Origin of the sequence: Sinorhizobium saheli (genome assembly GCF_001651875.1) — a bacterium.
GTDB lineage: Bacteria > Pseudomonadota > Alphaproteobacteria > Rhizobiales > Rhizobiaceae > Sinorhizobium > Sinorhizobium saheli.
This window is the reverse complement of record NZ_LNQB01000102.1, coordinates 144,026-161,034: the sequence shown is the minus strand read 5'-3', so window position 1 is coordinate 161,034 and position 17,009 is coordinate 144,026. Positions and strand designations below refer to the sequence as shown.

Sequence of the window (17,009 nt, the reverse complement as noted above, 5' to 3'; positions counted from 1 at the left end):
TATGGACAAAGGCATCATTCTTCTTGCCGCCGGCGGAACCGGCGGCCACCTCTTTCCCGCCGAGGCGCTGGCCCATGAGCTGAAGGCGCAGGGCTATTGCGTGCACCTCGTGACGGACAGCCGCGCCGAACGCTTTGCCGGAAAGTTCCCGGCAGAGGAGATTCATGTCGTGCCATCGGCGACGATCGGCTCGAAGAATCCGCTGAAGCTCGTCCGATCGGTCTGGAAGCTGTGGACGGGTCTGAGAGCGGCGCGGCGGCTGATCGGCCGCCTGAAGCCGAGAGCCGTGGTCGGCTTCGGCGGCTATCCGACGGTGCCGCCGCTGCTTGCGGCGACGGGCATGGGCGTTCCGTCGCTCATTCATGAGCAGAATGCCGTCATGGGCAGGGCGAATCGGATGCTCGCGTCGCGCGTACAGGCGATAGCCGGCGGCTTTCTTCCGGAAGGCGGAGCCTTCGCCGCAAAGACCGTGGTAACGGGGAACCCTGTTCGTCCCGCGGTCCTCGAAGCGGCCGGGATCGCCTATTCGGCGCCCGTCGAGGGGGCAACGTTCCATCTCGTCGTCTTCGGCGGCAGCCAGGGAGCGCAATTTTTCTCGAAGGCTGTGCCGCAGGCAGTCTGCCGCCTCGACGACGCCTTGCGCCAGCGGCTCAAGGTGACGCAGCAGGCGCGGCCCGAGGATAGGGAAGGGGTCGCCGCCGTTTACGAGAAGCTCGGCGTTCCCGCCGAGGTTTCGCCCTTCTTCACCGACATGGCCCGCCGGATCGCCTCCGCGCAGCTTATCATCTGCCGCTCCGGAGCCTCGACGGTTTCCGAGATTTCGGTGATCGGCCGCCCGGCGATCCTGGTGCCCTATCCCTATGCGCTCGACCACGACCAGGCGGCCAATGCCGCGGCACTTGCCGCCAAAGGCGGCGCGCGGGTGATCGCGCAGGTGGAGCTTTCCGCCGAACGGCTCGCCGGAATTCTCGCCGACGCGATGAACAACCCGCAGGCGCTGACGCAGATGGCGACCGGCGCCCGCGAGACGGGTAAACCGGAGGCCGCGCGCTTGCTTGCGTCCCTGGTAGAGGCTATTGCCAGCGGCTCGACAGTCGCGAAATTCAGGGAAGCACGCTCATGAAAATGCCGAAGACGATCGGGCTCGTACATTTCATTGGGATCGGCGGCATCGGCATGAGCGGCATTGCCGAGGTGCTGCACAATCTCGGGCATCGCGTCCAGGGGTCGGACCAGTCCGACAGCGCCAATGTCCAGCGGCTCAGGGACAAGGGCATCGAGGTCTCGATCGGGCACAGGGCCGAAAATCTCGGTGACGCCGAAGTGGTGGTCGTCTCGACCGCGATCAAGAAGGACAATCCGGAACTGATCGCCGCGCGCGAGAAATTCCTGCCGGTCGTGCGGCGCGCCGAAATGCTTGCCGAACTGATGCGCTTCCGTAATGCGATCGCCATCGGCGGCACCCACGGCAAGACGACGACGACCTCGATGATCGCGGCGCTGCTCGATGCGGGCGGCCTCGACCCGACGGTCATCAACGGCGGCATCATCAACGCCTACGGCACCAACGCGCGTATGGGCGCCGGCGAGTGGATGGTGGTCGAGGCGGACGAATCCGACGGCACGTTCCTGAAGCTCCCCGCCGACATCGCCGTCGTCACCAATATCGATCCGGAACATCTCGACCACTACGGCAATTTCGACGCCGTGCGCGCAGCCTTCCGGCAGTTCGTAGAGAATGTGCCCTTCTACGGCTTCGGCGTACTCTGCCTCGACCACCCGGAAGTCCAGACCATGGTCGGCAGGATCGAGGACCGCAAGATCGTCACCTATGGCGCGAACCCGCAGGCCGACGTGCGCTTCCACAATGTCCGCATGGACGGTGCGACCTCGGTCTTCGACATCGAGATCCGCCGTCGCCGCACGGGCCAGGTGATCGAGATGAAGGATCTGCGGCTGCCGATGCCGGGCCGCCACAATATCTCGAACGCCACGGCGGCGATCGCGGTCGCGCAGCGCCTCGGCATCAAGCCGGAGGATATCGCGCGGGGGCTTGCCTCCTTCGGCGGCGTCAAGCGCCGCTTCACGCTGACCGGCGAATGGCAGGGGGCGCGCATCTTCGACGATTACGGTCACCATCCGGTCGAGATCAAGGCGGTCCTGAGGGCCGCGCGCGAGGCCTGCCAGGGTCGCATCATCGCCATTCACCAGCCGCACCGTTATTCGCGGCTGTCGAGCCTCTTCGAGGATTTCACCTCCTGCTTCAACGACGCCGACACGATCCTGATCGCGCCGGTCTACGCGGCCGGCGAGGAGGCGATCGACGGCGTCAATGCCGAGGCGCTCGTCAATCGCATCAAGGCGGCCGGACACCGCGATGCGCGGTCTGTCCCGGGACAGGAGGCGATCGCGCCGATCGTCGCCAAGATTGCGCAGCCGGGTGACTTTGTGGTTCTCTTGGGGGCTGGCAGCATCACCTATTGGGCCGCGGCCCTGCCCAGGGAGCTCGCGGATATTTCAGGAAATTGAGCATGAAACAGGTCAACGGTCAGAAACTTCTCGAGGCGCTCGGAAGCGGCGTCGACGCAATCCGCGGACGCATCACGCCCGATGCCCCGATGGACCGCGTCACCTGGTTTCGCGCAGGCGGACTCGCGGAACTGATGTTCCAGCCGCACGACACCGATGATCTCGTCGCCTTCCTGAAGCTCGTCCCCAAGGAGGTGCCGATCATGGTGGTCGGCGTCGGCTCGAACCTGCTCGTGCGTGACGGTGGCATTCCGGGCATCGTCATCCGCCTTTCCGCCAAGGGCTTCGGCGATCTCGAACTCGTCGGCGAGAACCGAATCAAGGCGGGGGCGATCTGCCCGGACAAGAACATTTCCGCCATGGCGCTCGATCACGGCATAGGCGGCTTCTATTTCTACTACGGCATTCCAGGCTCGATCGGCGGGGCACTCCGCATGAATGCCGGCGCGAATGGCGGCGAGACCAGCGAGCGCGTCGTCGAAGTCCATGCGGTCGACCGCAAGGGCAACAAGCATGTGCTCAGCAACGCCGACATGGGCTATGCCTATCGCCATTCCGACGCGGCCAAGGATCTGATCTTCACGCATGCGATCTTCGAAGGCTATGCCGAGGACAAGAACAAGATCCGTACCGACATGGACGCCGTGCGCCAGCACCGCGAAACGGTGCAGCCGATCCGCGAGAAGACCGGCGGCTCGACCTTCAAGAACCCGCAGGGCCATTCCGCCTGGAAGCTGATCGACGAGGCGGGCTGCCGCGGCCTGATGATCGGCAACGCGCAGATGTCGCCGCTCCATTGCAACTTCATGATCAACACCGGCCAGGCGACCGGCTACGAACTCGAATATCTCGGCGAGACCGTGCGCCAGCGCGTGATGGAACATTCCGGCGTGAAGCTCGAGTGGGAGATCAAACGCGTCGGCAAGTTCATGCCGGGCTATGAGATCAGGGAATTCCTCGGGCGCGCCATGGCTTGAGCCGAGAGACCGGCCGAAAGAAAAGGCCGCGACGGGCAACCGTCGCGGCCTTTTCGCGTCGAAGCGGCAGGCGGGATTCGGGAGCTTGGCGACGGAATCCGGCACCCGATTTCCAACTCGCTGACGACATTTCCCTTGATGGCCTTACAAAGCTCTGATTCAGCCGTGAAGCCTTGGATCCGGTTGATTCTGGCCTGCCGGAATTCAGAGCTTCCGCAACAAGAGTTAACCAAAGTAAACGGTTCGTTAACCATAATGTCGTTGTAGTGGCCCTACGCGGCGATCTCGCGACTCGGGGGTGGAATCAGCCCGACGCAAGCAAGCTTCGCGATAGTGGCGTATTGTTTGGGGGTTTGAATGAGCGGCAGGCATGTTGCTGTCCTGATGGGCGGATTTTCCTCTGAGAGGCCGGTGAGCCTGTCTTCGGGGGCGGCTTGCGCGGATGCCCTGGAGGCCGAAGGCTATCGCGTCACCCGCGTCGATGTCGGCCGCGATGTTGCGGCGGTCCTTGGCGAATTGCGCCCCGACGTCGCCTTCAACGCCCTTCACGGACCCTTCGGCGAAGACGGTACGATCCAGGGCATCCTCGAATATCTCGAGATTCCCTATACCCATTCCGGCGTTCTCGCGTCGGCGCTGGCCATGGACAAGGCGCAGGCGAAGCACGTCGCCAAGGCCGCCGGCATTCCGGTCGCCGAAGCCCTGGTGATGGACCGCCGCAGCTTCGGCAACGAGCATCCGATGAAGCCGCCCTATGTGGTGAAGCCGGTGCGCGAGGGATCGAGCTTCGGCGTCGTCATCGTCAAGGAAGATCAGTCGCATCCGCCGCAGGTCATCACCTCCAGCGGATGGCGCTATGGCGATCGCGTCATGGTGGAGCGCTACGTTGCGGGCCGGGAACTCACCTGCGGCGTCATGGGCGACGTCGCGCTCGGCGTCACGGAGATCATCCCGCAGGGGCATGCCTTCTATGATTACGACTCGAAATACGTGAAAGGTGGCTCCAGGCACGTTATTCCGGCACAGATTTCATCAAATATTTACCAAAAAATACAAACACTCGCGTTGAAGGCGCATCAGGCGATCGGTTGCCGCGGCGTCAGCCGATCCGACTTCCGTTTCGATGACCGTGGTGACGGCGAGGGCGAGTTGATCTGGCTGGAGATCAACACCCAGCCCGGCATGACTCCGACCTCGCTGGTCCCCGAAATGGCGCAGCATGCGGGCCTTCAGTTTGGCGCGTTTCTAAGGTGGATGGTGGAGGACGCATCGTGTTCTCGTTGAGGGGCAGAAGGGGCAAAAGGGTTCGCCATCCGCTCGGCGTCGCCGCCGAGGCGGACGATGCGTTCGTCCTGCCGCGTCCGCTGCGCAAGGGCGTCCGCTTCCTCGTCAGCCTCGGCACCGGCCGCATCCGCTTCCCCAATCACACCGGAACGGTCTCGGCTGCCGCCTTCTTTCTGGCGACGGGGCTCTACGGCATGTCGCTCGGCGGCCACACGCAGAATTTCGCGCAAGCCTCGACGACTGCGGCCGGGTTCGCGATCGAGGACGTGCGGGTTTCCGGCAACGCACAGACCTCGGAGATCGACATCCTCCAGCAACTCGGCCTCGACGGTACGACCTCTCTGGTGGCGCTCGATATCGCCGAGGCGCGCCGGCTGATCGGCGAACTGCCCTGGGTCGAAAGCGTCACGGTGCGCAAGGTCTACCCGGGCACGATCGAGGTCAACCTCACGGAGCGCAAGGCCTTCGGTATCTGGCAGCATGGGTCGGACCTGTCGCTGATCGAACGCAGCGGCAGTGTCATCGCACCGCTGCGCGACAACAAGTTTGCGTCGCTGCCGCTTTTCGTCGGGCGCGATGCCGAGACGGCTGCCGCTGGTTTCTATGACGAATTTTCGCGTTGGCCGGAATTCCGCTCGCGGGTGAAGGCCTTCGTGCGCGTCGCCGGACGCCGCTGGGATCTGCGCCTCGACAACGGCATCGTCGTCAAGCTGCCGGAGAAGGATGTGGCGCGGGCGATGAAGGTCCTCGCCGAGATGGAAGAGTCGCACCAGCTTCTCGAGCGCGACATTGCCGCCGTCGATCTGCGGCTCGAGGACCGCACCACCGTACAACTGACACCGGAAGCAGTCGCGCGTCGGGAAGTCGCGCTCAAGGCGAGGGAGAAGATGCTGAAAGCCCAGGAGAAGCGGATATGAGTCTGTTCGGTTCCGCCAATTTCGGTCTTCCGCGTCTGAAGCCGCTCTCCACCAAGCGGTCGCACGTCGTCTCGGTGCTCGACATCGGCTCGACCAAGGTTGTCTGCATGATCGGCCGGCTGACGCCGCGCGCCGAGAGCCAGATCCTGCCGGGACGCACGCACAACATCGAAATCGTCGGCATCGGCCATCAGAAGTCGCGCGGCGTCAAGAACGGCGTCATCGCCGATCTCGACGCGGCCGAGAGCGTCGTGCGGCTGGCGGTCGATGCCGCCGAGCGCATGGCGGGACTGACGATCGACAGTCTCATCGTCAATGTCTCTGCCGGCCGCCTGCAGAGCGATGTCTATACCGCCACCATCGATCTCGGTGGCCAGGAAGTCGACGCGAACGACCTCAAGAAGGTGCTCGCGGCAGCGGGACAGCAATCGCTACGCACCGACCGGGCGATCCTCCATTCGCTGCCGACCGGCTTCTCGCTCGACGGCGAGCGCGGCATCCGCGATCCGCTGGCGATGTTCGGCGACGTGCTCGGCGTCGACATGCATGTGCTGACGGCGGAGCGGGCGGCGCTGAAGAATCTCGAGCTTTGCGTCAATCGCGCCCATCTCTCGGTCGAGGGCATTGTGGCGACCCCCTATGCAAGCGGCCTTGCGGCACTCGTCGACGACGAGGTCGAGCTCGGCTGCGCCGCGATCGACATGGGCGGCGGCACGACGACGATTTCCGTCTTCGCCGAAGGCAAGCTCGTCCATGCGGATGCCGTCAGCCTTGGCGGCCACCATGTGACGACCGATCTGGCGCGCGGTCTCTCGACGCGGATCGAGGATGCGGAGCGGCTGAAGGTCGTGCATGGCTCGGCGCTGCCGAACAGCGCCGACGAGCGGGACATCGTCTCCGTCCCGCCGATCGGCGAGGACGATCGCGATCAGCCGACGCACGTGCCGCGCGCGCTCGTCTCGCGCATCGTGCGCGCCCGCATCGAGGAGACGCTGGAGCTCATTCGCGACCGCATCCAGCGCTCCGGCTTCAGCCCGATCGTCGGCAAGCGGATCGTCCTGACGGGCGGCGCGAGCCAGCTGACCGGCCTGCCCGAGGCGGCGCGGCGCATCCTCGCGCGCAACGTCCGCATCGGCCGGCCGCTCGGCGTTTCCGGCCTGCCGGCCGCCGCCAAGGGGCCGGCATTCTCCACGGCCGTCGGACTGATGATCTATCCGCAGGTCGCCGATCTCGAGACCCATGCCGCCCACGGCGGCGTGTTCTCCACGCTCGGCGGCGGCAACAGCCGCATCGCCCGCATGGGACAGTGGCTGAAAGAGAGTTTCTAGGCTTCGCCGGCGCAGCGGCGAAGCAGGTATTTCAAGGGATTTGGCCGGCTCGGCAAGGCGGCCAGAGAAAGAGAAGGAACAGGACTATGGCCATCAATTTGCAGAAGCCGGACATTACCGAGCTGAAGCCCCGCATCACGGTCTTCGGCGTCGGCGGCGGCGGCGGCAACGCCGTCAACAACATGATTACCGCCGGGCTCCAGGGCGTCGATTTCGTCGTCGCCAACACGGACGCGCAGGCGCTGACCATGACCAAGGCGGAACGGATCATCCAGATGGGTGTCGCCGTCACCGAGGGGCTCGGCGCCGGTTCGCAGCCGGAAGTCGGCCGCGCGGCCGCCGAGGAGTGCATCGATGAGATCATCGACCATCTGAACGGCACGCATATGTGCTTCGTCACCGCCGGCATGGGCGGCGGCACCGGCACCGGCGCGGCCCCGATCGTCGCCCAGGCCGCCCGCAACAAGGGCATCCTGACCGTCGGCGTCGTCACCAAGCCCTTCCACTTCGAAGGCGGGCGGCGCATGCGCATCGCCGACCAGGGCATTGCCGACCTGCAGAAGTCGGTCGACACCCTGATCGTCATTCCGAACCAGAACCTCTTCCGCATCGCCAACGACAAGACGACCTTCGCAGACGCCTTCGCCATGGCCGACCAGGTTCTCTACTCGGGCGTCGCCTGCATTACCGACCTCATGGTCAAGGAAGGCCTCATCAACCTCGACTTCGCCGACGTCCGCTCGGTGATGCGCGAGATGGGCCGCGCCATGATGGGCACCGGTGAGGCGTCCGGCGAAGGCCGTGCAATGGCAGCCGCCGAAGCCGCGATCGCCAACCCGCTGCTCGACGAAACGTCGATGAAGGGTGCCCAGGGCCTGCTGATCTCCATCACCGGTGGTCGCGACCTGACCCTCTTCGAGGTCGACGAAGCCGCGACGCGCATCCGCGAGGAAGTCGATCCGGACGCCAATATCATTCTCGGCGCCACCTTCGACGAAGAGCTCGAGGGCCTGATCCGCGTTTCCGTCGTGGCGACGGGCATCGACCGCACGGCCGCGGAGGTGGCCGGCCGCTCCGCCGACTTTCGTCCGGTAGCGCCGAAGCCGATCGTCCGCCCGTCCGCCGCTGTTCCGGCCCAGCCGCAGCAGACCGTGTCCCACCAGCCGGTCGCGCCGCAGCCCGCGCCGCAGCCGCAACCGGTCCAGCAGCAACCGGTGCAGCAGCAGAACACCGTCGACCAGATCGCGCTCGCGATCCGCGAGGCCGAAATGGAGCGTGAGCTCGATATCGCGACCCGCGCCCACGTCGCCGCACCGGCAGCGCAGGCGCAGGAAGAGGCCTTCCGTCCCCAGAGCAAGCTCTTCGCCGGCGTCGCTCCGGCGGAGCCCGCTCCCGTCATGCGTCCGGCCCAGCCGGTCCAGCGTCCGGTCGAAATGCAGGCACCGGTCCAGGCACACGTGCAGCCCCAGGTCCAGGCGCAGCCGCAGCCGGTTCGCCAGGAGCCCGCGCCGGTCGTCCGCCAGCATGCCGAACCGATCCGCATGCCGAAGGTCGAGGACTTTCCGCCGGTCGTGAAGGCCGAGATGGACCATCGCGCGCAGCCGGCCCCGGCACCGGAAGAGCGCGGGCCGATGGGCCTGCTCAACCGGATCACCAGTTCGCTCGGACTGCGTGAACGGGATAGCCAGAATGTCTCTGCCGACATGACGGCGGCGGCACCGAGTGCGGCTTCGCAGCAGCGTCGCCCGCTCTCACCGGAGGCGAGCCTCTATGCACCGCGCCGCGGCCAGCTTGACGATCACGGCCGCGCCGCACCGCAGATGCGCTCGCATGAGGACGACCAGCTCGAGATCCCGGCCTTCCTGCGCCGCCAGTCGAGCTGATTCGAAATCTGTTCCTTCACCTTGCCGATGCCCGGGCGCCAGCCCGGGCATTTTCCTTTTCTTTGTAATTTCAATGACTTGTAAACTCGATCGCGCACATATGAATTGCGTAACAAACCGAAACGAACAGTGATTTGGAATGGTGCTTCCAAGCTCTTATTTTCAGTATCGGAATTGGGGACGCATACGATTCGATCGGGCGCTGTTAGTTCGGAATGCGGGGTTTCGGCCGACAGGCGCGGAATCACGGTTCCTTCGTTCGTGCCTCGAGCCGCGCTGCGCCCTTCAGGAGTTTGGCCGCCGGCCGCGTTATTGAAAGTGACGAAGAGAATGGGAATCGAACTGCTCGGGTTTCAGACGACGATCGCAAGCCCGATAACCGTCAAGGGCACAGGCGTTCACTCGGGCGCGGAGGTGGAGATCACCTTCCATCCGGCCGACGCCGATGCCGGCATCGTTTTCCAGCGCGTGCTCGCCGGGGGGCGTGTCAGCGAGTACCGCGCTGTCTCGTCGCAGGTGGGCAATACCGATCTCTGCACCGTTCTCGGCTTCTCGCCGGCCACCTCGATCGCCACGGTCGAGCACGTGATGGCCGCGGTCTACGCGCTCGGCCTCGACAACCTGCTGATCGAGGTGCACGGCGCCGAAATGCCGATCATGGACGGTAGTTCCGAGCCCTTCATCGAGGCGATCGAGCAGGCGGGCGTCCGCTCGCTTGCGGTCAAGCGCCGCTATATCCGCATCCTCAAGCCGGTTCGCATCGAATCGGGCGCTTCCTGGTCGGAGTTCACGCCCTATGACGGCATGCGCTTCGAGGTCGAGATCGATTTCGACTGCCCGCTGATCGGCCGTCAGGCCTGGAAGGGTGACATGACGCCGGCGGTGTTCAAGCGGGAACTGTCGCGGGCGCGCACCTTCGGCTTCATGCGCGACGTCGAACGGCTCTGGGCCGGCGGTTTCGCGCTCGGTTCGTCGCTGGAAAACTCGGTGGTGATCTCGGACGACAACACGGTGATCAACATCGAGGGCTTGCGCTACGAGGACGAGTTCGTGCGCCACAAGACCCTCGACGCCGTCGGCGATCTTTCGCTCGCCGGCGCACCCTTCCTCGGTTGCTACCGCTCCTACCGCGGCGGCCACCGGATGAACGCCAATGCCCTGAAGGCACTTTTGAGCGACCCGACGGCCTATGAAGTGGTGGAAACGGCATCGCAGCGCCAGCGCACCCGCTCGCGGGACATGGTGGCGGTCGCTGCGGCGGACTTCGCTCCCTGGTCCGCATAACGACAAAAGTTCTTATCTCTCCAGTCGCCGGCCGAAAGGCCGGCATTTTCGTGGGCGATAAGGCAGCAGGCGGGCGGAAAGATGTGCACACTCTTCCCGATGTCGTGCCCGGCGCCACAAATTTGCATGAATTGCCGACCATGACGTTGCGGTCTTGAGGCAACTTGCTCTAAAACGCGCAAGTCTGGCGGGATGCCGCCCGCCAAGTGAAACGGGAATATCCGATGGTTCTTGCAGTTTCGGTCGACATGAAAAAATCAGCGCGCGTCGTTGCAGTCGTTCTTGCGGCTTTCGCCGGCTCGAGTCTGATCACCGCCTGCCAGAACGACCCGGACATCGACATCACCAAGCTTACCGCCGAGACCGATCCGCCGGAGGTGCTCTATAACCAGGGCCTTGCCAACCTCAATGCCGGCAAGACGACGGAGGCGGCGCGCAAGTTCGAGGCGATCGACAGGCAGCATCCGTTCTCCGAGTATGCGCGCAAGGCGCTGGTGATGAACGCCTTCGTCGCCTATCGCAACGGCCAGTACCAGGACGCGATCAACGCCTCGAGCCGTTACCTCAATCTCTATCCGCAGTCGGAAGACGCGGCCTATGCGCAATATATCCAGGGCCTCGCCTATACCAAGCAGATCCCCTCGGTGACGCAGGACCAGAAGCCGGCGACCAAGGCGATCGAGGCGATGCAGGCGGTGATCGACAAGTATCCCGACTCCGAATATGTGGACGACGCCCAGGCGAAGATCCGGTTTGCCCGCGACCAGCTCGCCGGCAAGGAGATGCAGGTCGGCCGCTACTATCTGGAGCGCAAGGAATATCTCGCCGCCATTTCCCGCTTCCGCACGGTGGTCGAGCAATATCCGAACACCAACCAGGTCGAGGAAGCGCTCGCCCGCCTCGTCGAAGCCTATTACGCCATGGGCGTGACGGCGGAGGCGCAGACGGCGGCGGCGGTGCTCGGGCACAACTATCCGGACAGCCAGTGGTACGCCGATTCCTTCAAGCTGCTGCAGTCCGGTGGACTCGAGCCGCGTGAAACCGGTACATCCTGGATCGCGCGCGCCGGCAAGAAGCTCATCGGCGCGTGATTCGCCCGTCAACGAAGATATGAAACCGGATGCTCGCCCAGCTCTCGATCCGCGATATCGTCCTGATCGAACGGCTTGAACTCAGCTTCGACGCCGGGCTTTCGGTGCTGACCGGCGAAACCGGCGCGGGCAAATCCATCCTTCTCGACAGCCTGTCGCTCGCTCTCGGCGGCCGGGGCGACGGTTCGCTCGTGCGTCACGGCGAGGACAAGGGGCAGGTGACCGCCGTCTTCGACGTCCCGGCCGGTCACGCCGCGCGGGTCCTCCTGCACGACAACGGCATTGACGACGACGGCGATCTCATCTTCCGCCGGGTGCAGTCGAGCGACGGCCGCACCAAGGCCTTCATCAACGATCAGCCGGTGAGCGTGCAGCTGATGCGCCAGGTCGGCCAGACGCTCGTCGAGATCCACGGTCAGCACGACGACCGGGCGCTGGTCGACACCGACGCCCATCGTACGCTGCTCGATGCCTTCGGCGGCACCACGGAAGCGGCGGAAGAGGTCGCGGGCCTCTACCGGGCGTGGAAGGAGGCGGAGCGCGGTCTCAGGAAACACCGCGAGAAGGTGGAGGCGGCAGCGCGCGAGGCGGACTACCTGCGCTCCTCGGTCGAGGAGTTGGAGACGCTGTCGCCGCGGGACGGCGAAGAGGAAGAGCTCGCGGAAGCCCGAGCGCGGATGATGAAGGTCGAGCGGATTGCCGGCGACATCAGCGAGGCGTCGGAATTCCTGAACGGCAATGCCTCGCCGGTCCCGCTGATCGCCTCGCTGGTAAGAAGGCTCGAGCGCAAGAGCCACGAGGCGCCCGGCCTGCTCGAAGAGACGGTCGAGCTGCTGGATGGCGCGTTGAACCAGCTGTCCGACGCACAGATGGCGGTGGAGCGGGCGCTGCGCAACACGGAGTTCGACCCGAAGGAACTGGAGCGCGTCGAGGAGCGGCTCTTCGCCTTGCGCGCCGCGAGCCGCAAATATTCGGTTCCGGTCGTCGAACTTCCTGCGCTCGCGGTGCGGATGATTGCCGATCTCGCCGATCTCGATGCCGGCGAGGAGAAGCTGAAGCAGCTCGAAGGCCAGGTCGCCGAGGCGAAGGCAACCTTCGATATCGCCGCAAGAGCGCTTTCCGAAAGGCGTCATAACACGGCGACGGCGCTTTCCGCCGCGGTCATGGAGGAATTGCCGGCGCTGAAGCTCGAACGGGCGCGCTTCATGGTCGAGGTCGCGAGCGATCCGGCGGCGCCGAGCGCCGAGGGCATCGATTCGGTGGAGTTCCACGTCCAGACCAACCCCGGCACCCGGCCGGGGCCGATCATGAAGGTGGCTTCCGGCGGCGAGCTCTCGCGCTTCCTGCTCGCCCTGAAGGTGGCGCTCGCCGACCGCGGCTCGGCGCCGACGCTCGTCTTCGACGAGATCGACACCGGCGTCGGCGGGGCGGTGGCCGACGCCATCGGCCAGCGGCTGAAGCGGCTTTCCAGGACCGTCCAGGTGCTTTCCGTCACCCATGCGCCGCAGGTCGCCGCCCGCGCGGCAACGCATCTCCTGATTTCCAAGGGGCCGTCGGCGCAAAAGGCGGAGATGATCGCGACCCGCGTCGCCCGCATGGACGATGCGGCGCGCACCGAGGAGATCGCCCGCATGCTCGCCGGCGCCTCGATCACCGAGGAGGCGAGGGCGGCGGCCGCGCGCTTGCTCGCCGGCAACGGCTGATCGTAACCACTTTTCTTTCGCGCCGGTTGCTCTACAAAACGACTCCCAAATCCGGAGTCGTCACGCATGTCCAGCGAACTGAAACCCGTCGAGCAGTTGACCGAAGCGGAAGCGGCCGAAGAACTCGCCTTCCTGGCGGCGGAGCTCGCCCGCCACGATGCGCTTTATCACGGCAAGGACGCGCCGGAGATATCGGATGCGGACTACGACGCGCTGAAGCGGCGGAACGACCTGATCGAAGCGCGCTTTCCGGCGCTCATTCGCGAGGATAGCCCGTCGCGCAAGGTGGGCGCGGCGCCGTTGCCGACATTTGCGCCCGTACGCCATGCGCGGCCGATGCTGTCGCTCGACAACACTTTTTCCGACGAGGACGCGCGCGATTTCGTCGCCGGCGTCTTCCGCTTCCTCGGCCTGCTGCCCGATCATTCCGTCGCCTTTACCGCCGAGCCGAAGATCGACGGGCTGTCGATGTCGCTGCGCTATGAGAACCGGCGGCTGGTGACGGCGGCGACGCGCGGCGACGGCACGACGGGGGAGAACGTCACAGCCAATGTCCGCACCATCGCCATGATCCCGCAGACGCTCCCAGCCGACGCGCCGGATATCGTCGAGGTGCGCGGCGAGATCTACATGGCGAAGTCCGATTTTGCCGCGCTCAATGCCGAAATGGCGGCGCAGGGCAAGCCGCTCTACGTCAACCCGCGCAACACGGCTTCCGGGTCGCTGCGCCAGCTCGACCCGAAGGTCACCGCGAGCCGCAAGCTCCGCTTCTTCGCCTATGCCTGGGGCGAGATGTCGGCAATGCCTGCCGATACGCAGCTCGGCATGGTCGAGACCTTCAAGGCCTGGGGATTCCCGGTCAATCCGCTGATGCAGCGCTTCTTCTCCGCCGACGAATTGCTCGCGCACTACCACCACATCGAGCGCGAGCGCCCGGATCTCGACTACGATATCGACGGCGTCGTCTACAAGGTCGACCGGCTCGACCTGCAGGCGCGGCTCGGCTTCCGCTCGCGCTCTCCGCGCTGGGCGACGGCGCACAAGTTCCCGGCCGAGCAGGCCTTCACCCGGCTCAAGGGTATCGACATCCAGGTCGGCCGCACCGGCGCGCTGACGCCGGTGGCGCGGCTGGAGCCGATCACCGTCGGCGGCGTCGTCGTCACCAATGCGACGCTCCACAACGAGGACTATATACGCGGCATCGGCAATACGGGCGAGCCGATCCGCGAGGGGCGCGATATCCGCATCGGCGACATGGTCATCGTCCAGCGGGCAGGGGACGTCATCCCGCAGATCGTCGACGTGGTGATGGACGAGCGGCCGGAAGGCGCCGAGCCCTACAAGTTCCCGACCGCATGCCCTGTCTGCGGCAGCCATGCGGTGCGCGACATCAACGAGAAGACCGGCAAGGTGGACGCCGTGCGCCGCTGCACCGGCGGCTTCGTCTGCCGCGCGCAGGCGGTCGAGCACCTGAAGCATTTCGTCTCGCGCCACGCCTTCGACATCGAGGGGCTCGGCGCCAGGCAGATCGAATTCTTCTTCGAAAGCGAGGACGAGAATCTGAGGATCCGCACCGCGCCGGAGATTTTCACGCTGGAGCGCCGCCAGGAGGCGTCGCTCACCAAGCTCGAAAACATCGAGGGCTTCGGCAAGGTGAGCGTGCGCAAGCTCTACGAGGCGATCAACGCCCGCCGCTCGATCGCCCTGCATCGTTTCATCTATGCGCTCGGCATTCGTCATGTCGGCGAGACGACGGCGAAGCTGCTTGCGCGCTCCTATGGCAGCTACGAGCATTTCGGCGCGGCGATGGTCGAGGCGGGCGGTTTTTCGGGAGACGCCTGGAACGAGCTCAACAGCATCGACGGCATCGGCGAGGTCGTCGCCCGCGCCATCGTCGAGTTCTACAAGGAACCGCGCAATCGCAAGGTGATCTCGCAGTTGCTTGAAGAAGTGACGCCCGAGAGCGCCGAGATGCCCGTTGCGACCGGCAGTCCGGTTGCCGGCAAGACGGTGGTCTTCACCGGCTCGCTCGAAAGGATGACGCGCGACGAGGCGAAGGCGAAGGCGGAAAGCCTCGGCGCCAAGGTGGCGGGCTCCGTCTCGAAGAAGACCGACGTCGTCGTCGCCGGCCCCGGCGCCGGTTCGAAGCTCGACAAGGCTCGCGAACTCGGGATCCAGACGATGGACGAGGACGAGTGGCTGGCGCTGGTCGGGGGGTAGGCGGGCGCGACAGAGCGGAATGCGCACACGTTCGCGCCATTGCTCTGTCTGCTTGCTTTGCCGCATTTGTGCGAGGTCAGGAGATTTTGACGGAGGAAGCCCGCGCGCCGGCGGGCTCTCGGAAGTCGTTCGTCTATTCGCGCCCCTGCTGCGCAGCCGCCGGGTCCATCCACATGAACTCCCACACATGCCCGTCGAGGTCCTGGAAGCTGATGCCGTACATGAAGCCGTAGTCGAGAGCCGGCTTCCACGGCTTGCCGCCGGCGGCGATTGCCTTGGCGAACATGTCGTCGCATTCGGCGCGGCTTCCGGCCGAAAGGGCGGTGATCACCTCGGTGCCCCTGGCGGTGTCGCTGATCTCGCCGATGATGAAGTCGCGGAATTTCGGCTCCGTCAGGAGCATGGCGAAGATGTTGTCGTCGATCACCATGCAGGCGGCGGTGTCGTCGGAAAACTGTTCGTTGAAGGTGAAGCCGAGGGTGGAAAAGAAGGTTCGGGAAGCCTTCAGGTCCTTGACCGGCAGGTTGACGAAAATCATGCGCATGGGGTGCTCCTCGTGAAGCTGGTTTGCGTTCTGTTGGCGTGCTGCCGCTGCAAGGACGAATGATCGTGCCGTCGACCGACAGGTGAATGCAAATTCCTGATCCACGGCTTTGGGCGAACGTGGATTGTGCTTCATCATCTGGCGCCGCCGTCACAGCTTTCAAGCGGATGGGGGTATCCAGCCCGGTCCCGCGGGAAATCCGGCCAAGGCGGCGGCCGCCTGCCATCCCATTTCCATTTGTGTTTTTGCGCCGCACAAGATAGAGCTTTGCAGCCAATTTTTGTGCAATTGCCTTTTCGCGGGGCTGGCTATTCGCCATATCAGCGAAGCGGGGCGCATCTTTCCGTCCCGGCGGATTGGAGGGTCCGAAGATGAAAACCGTCACCACCATCGCCGAATTGCGCGCGGTGCTCGCCGAGCACCGGCGCGCGGGCAAGTCCATCGGCCTGGTCCCCACCATGGGCTATCTTCATGTCGGCCATATGGAGCTCGTGCGCCGCGCGCGCGCCGAGAACGACGTGGTCGTCGCCAGCATCTTCGTCAACCCGCTGCAATTCGGCCCGAACGAGGACCTCGCAAAATATCCGCGCGATCTCGCCCGCGACGAGAAGATGCTTGACGAGGGCGGCGTCGATTTCCTCTTCGCCCCTGGCGTTTCGGACATGTATCCGCGACCGATGGAGACGGTGGTCGACCTGCCGAAGCTCGGCTCCGAGCTCGAGGGGGCGGTGCGGCCCGGCCATTTCGCCGGTGTCGCGACGGTCGTCACCAAGCTCTTCAACATCGTCCAGCCGGACCGCGCCTATTTCGGCGAGAAGGATTTCCAGCAGCTCCAGATCATTCGCCGCATGGTCGAGGACCTGGCGCAGCCGGTCGCGGTCGTAGGCGTGCCGACCGTGCGCGAGGCCGACGGGCTCGCCTGTTCGTCGCGCAACGTCTATCTGACGGCGGACGAGCGCCGCGCCGCCGCGATCGTGCCGAAGGCGCTCGACGAGGCCGCGCGGCTGATCGCGAGCGGGATCGTCGATGCGGCGGCCGTCGAGCAGGGCGTTACCGCGTTTCTCGCGACCGAGCCGCTCGCCCGGCCTGAAGTCGTGGCATTGCGCGATCCCGAAACACTGGAGCGTCTCGATGCGATCGGCGAAAAGCCGGTGCTGCTCCTGCTTTTCGTCCGCTTCGGCTCGACGAAGCTGCTCGACAATCGCGTCATTGCTCCGAAATCCGCCCGTCTAGCAAAGGTTGCCTGAGA

General features: G+C 65.2%; 13 protein-coding genes. 12 read left to right on the top strand and 1 reads right to left on the bottom strand.

All coding sequences use genetic code 11. From position 1 onward, the window contains the following. Position 1: 1 nt before the first annotated feature. The 11 genes from murG (at position 2) to ligA (ending at position 15,216) form a co-directional block, all read left to right on the top strand. Complete coding sequence (gene murG, locus ATB98_RS27065) at positions 2–1,123, top strand: undecaprenyldiphospho-muramoylpentapeptide beta-N-acetylglucosaminyltransferase (protein ID WP_066879566.1); 1,122 nt, start codon at positions 2–4, stop codon at positions 1,121–1,123. After that, positions 1,120–2,529 carry a UDP-N-acetylmuramate--L-alanine ligase gene (gene murC / locus ATB98_RS27060; protein ID WP_066879563.1) on the top strand — a complete coding sequence of 470 codons (1,410 nt, stop codon included), beginning with the start codon at positions 1,120–1,122 and terminating at the stop codon, positions 2,527–2,529. The genes murG and murC overlap by 4 nt, the downstream gene beginning before the upstream one ends. Before the next feature lie 2 nt (positions 2,530–2,531). Beyond that, a complete protein-coding gene (gene murB, locus ATB98_RS27055; RefSeq protein WP_066879560.1) occupies positions 2,532–3,506 on the top strand; it encodes a UDP-N-acetylmuramate dehydrogenase in 975 nt (324 codons plus the stop codon). 357 nt (positions 3,507–3,863) lie between these two features. Continuing rightward, entirely contained in the window at positions 3,864–4,790 is a 927-nt protein-coding gene (locus ATB98_RS27050) for a D-alanine--D-alanine ligase (protein WP_066879556.1), read from the top strand. Further along, positions 4,778–5,707, top strand: a complete 930-nt coding sequence (ftsQ, locus tag ATB98_RS27045; protein ID WP_066879553.1) for a cell division protein FtsQ — start codon at positions 4,778–4,780, stop codon at positions 5,705–5,707. Before ATB98_RS27050 ends, ftsQ begins: the two co-directional genes overlap by 13 nt. Further along, positions 5,704–7,035, top strand: coding sequence for a cell division protein FtsA (gene ftsA / locus ATB98_RS27040; RefSeq protein ID WP_066879550.1), 1,332 nt, complete (start codon positions 5,704–5,706; stop codon positions 7,033–7,035). Before ftsQ ends, ftsA begins: the two co-directional genes overlap by 4 nt. Before the next feature lie 86 nt (positions 7,036–7,121). Further along, positions 7,122–8,918 carry a cell division protein FtsZ gene (gene ftsZ, locus ATB98_RS27035; RefSeq protein WP_066879547.1) on the top strand — a complete coding sequence of 599 codons (1,797 nt, stop codon included), beginning with the start codon at positions 7,122–7,124 and terminating at the stop codon, positions 8,916–8,918. Positions 8,919–9,248: 330 nt separating this feature from the next. Beyond that, complete coding sequence (gene lpxC, locus ATB98_RS27030; protein ID WP_066879544.1) at positions 9,249–10,202, top strand: UDP-3-O-acyl-N-acetylglucosamine deacetylase; 954 nt, start codon at positions 9,249–9,251, stop codon at positions 10,200–10,202. Between the two features lie 224 nt (positions 10,203–10,426). Then, positions 10,427–11,293 (top strand): outer membrane protein assembly factor BamD, encoded by an 867-nt coding sequence (locus tag ATB98_RS27025; protein WP_066879541.1) that lies wholly within the window; start codon positions 10,427–10,429, stop codon positions 11,291–11,293. 29 nt (positions 11,294–11,322) lie between these two features. Continuing rightward, entirely contained in the window at positions 11,323–12,996 is a 1,674-nt protein-coding gene (recN, locus tag ATB98_RS27020; RefSeq protein ID WP_066879538.1) for a DNA repair protein RecN, read from the top strand. A gap of 66 nt (positions 12,997–13,062) precedes the next feature. Next, positions 13,063–15,216: an NAD-dependent DNA ligase LigA gene (ligA, locus tag ATB98_RS27015; protein WP_066879535.1), complete on the top strand. Its 2,154-nt coding sequence runs from the start codon at positions 13,063–13,065 to the stop codon at positions 15,214–15,216. Positions 15,217–15,349: 133 nt separating this feature from the next. On the opposite strand, the gene ATB98_RS27010 is transcribed toward ligA, so the two are convergent. Beyond that, positions 15,350–15,760, bottom strand: a complete 411-nt coding sequence (locus ATB98_RS27010; protein ID WP_066879532.1) for a VOC family protein — start codon at positions 15,758–15,760, stop codon at positions 15,350–15,352. Positions 15,761–16,131: 371 nt separating this feature from the next. On the opposite strand from ATB98_RS27010, the gene panC reads away from it, so the two are divergent. Further along, positions 16,132–17,007 carry a pantoate--beta-alanine ligase gene (gene panC / locus ATB98_RS27005; RefSeq protein WP_066879529.1) on the top strand — a complete coding sequence of 292 codons (876 nt, stop codon included), beginning with the start codon at positions 16,132–16,134 and terminating at the stop codon, positions 17,005–17,007. Positions 17,008–17,009 lie beyond the last annotated feature (2 nt).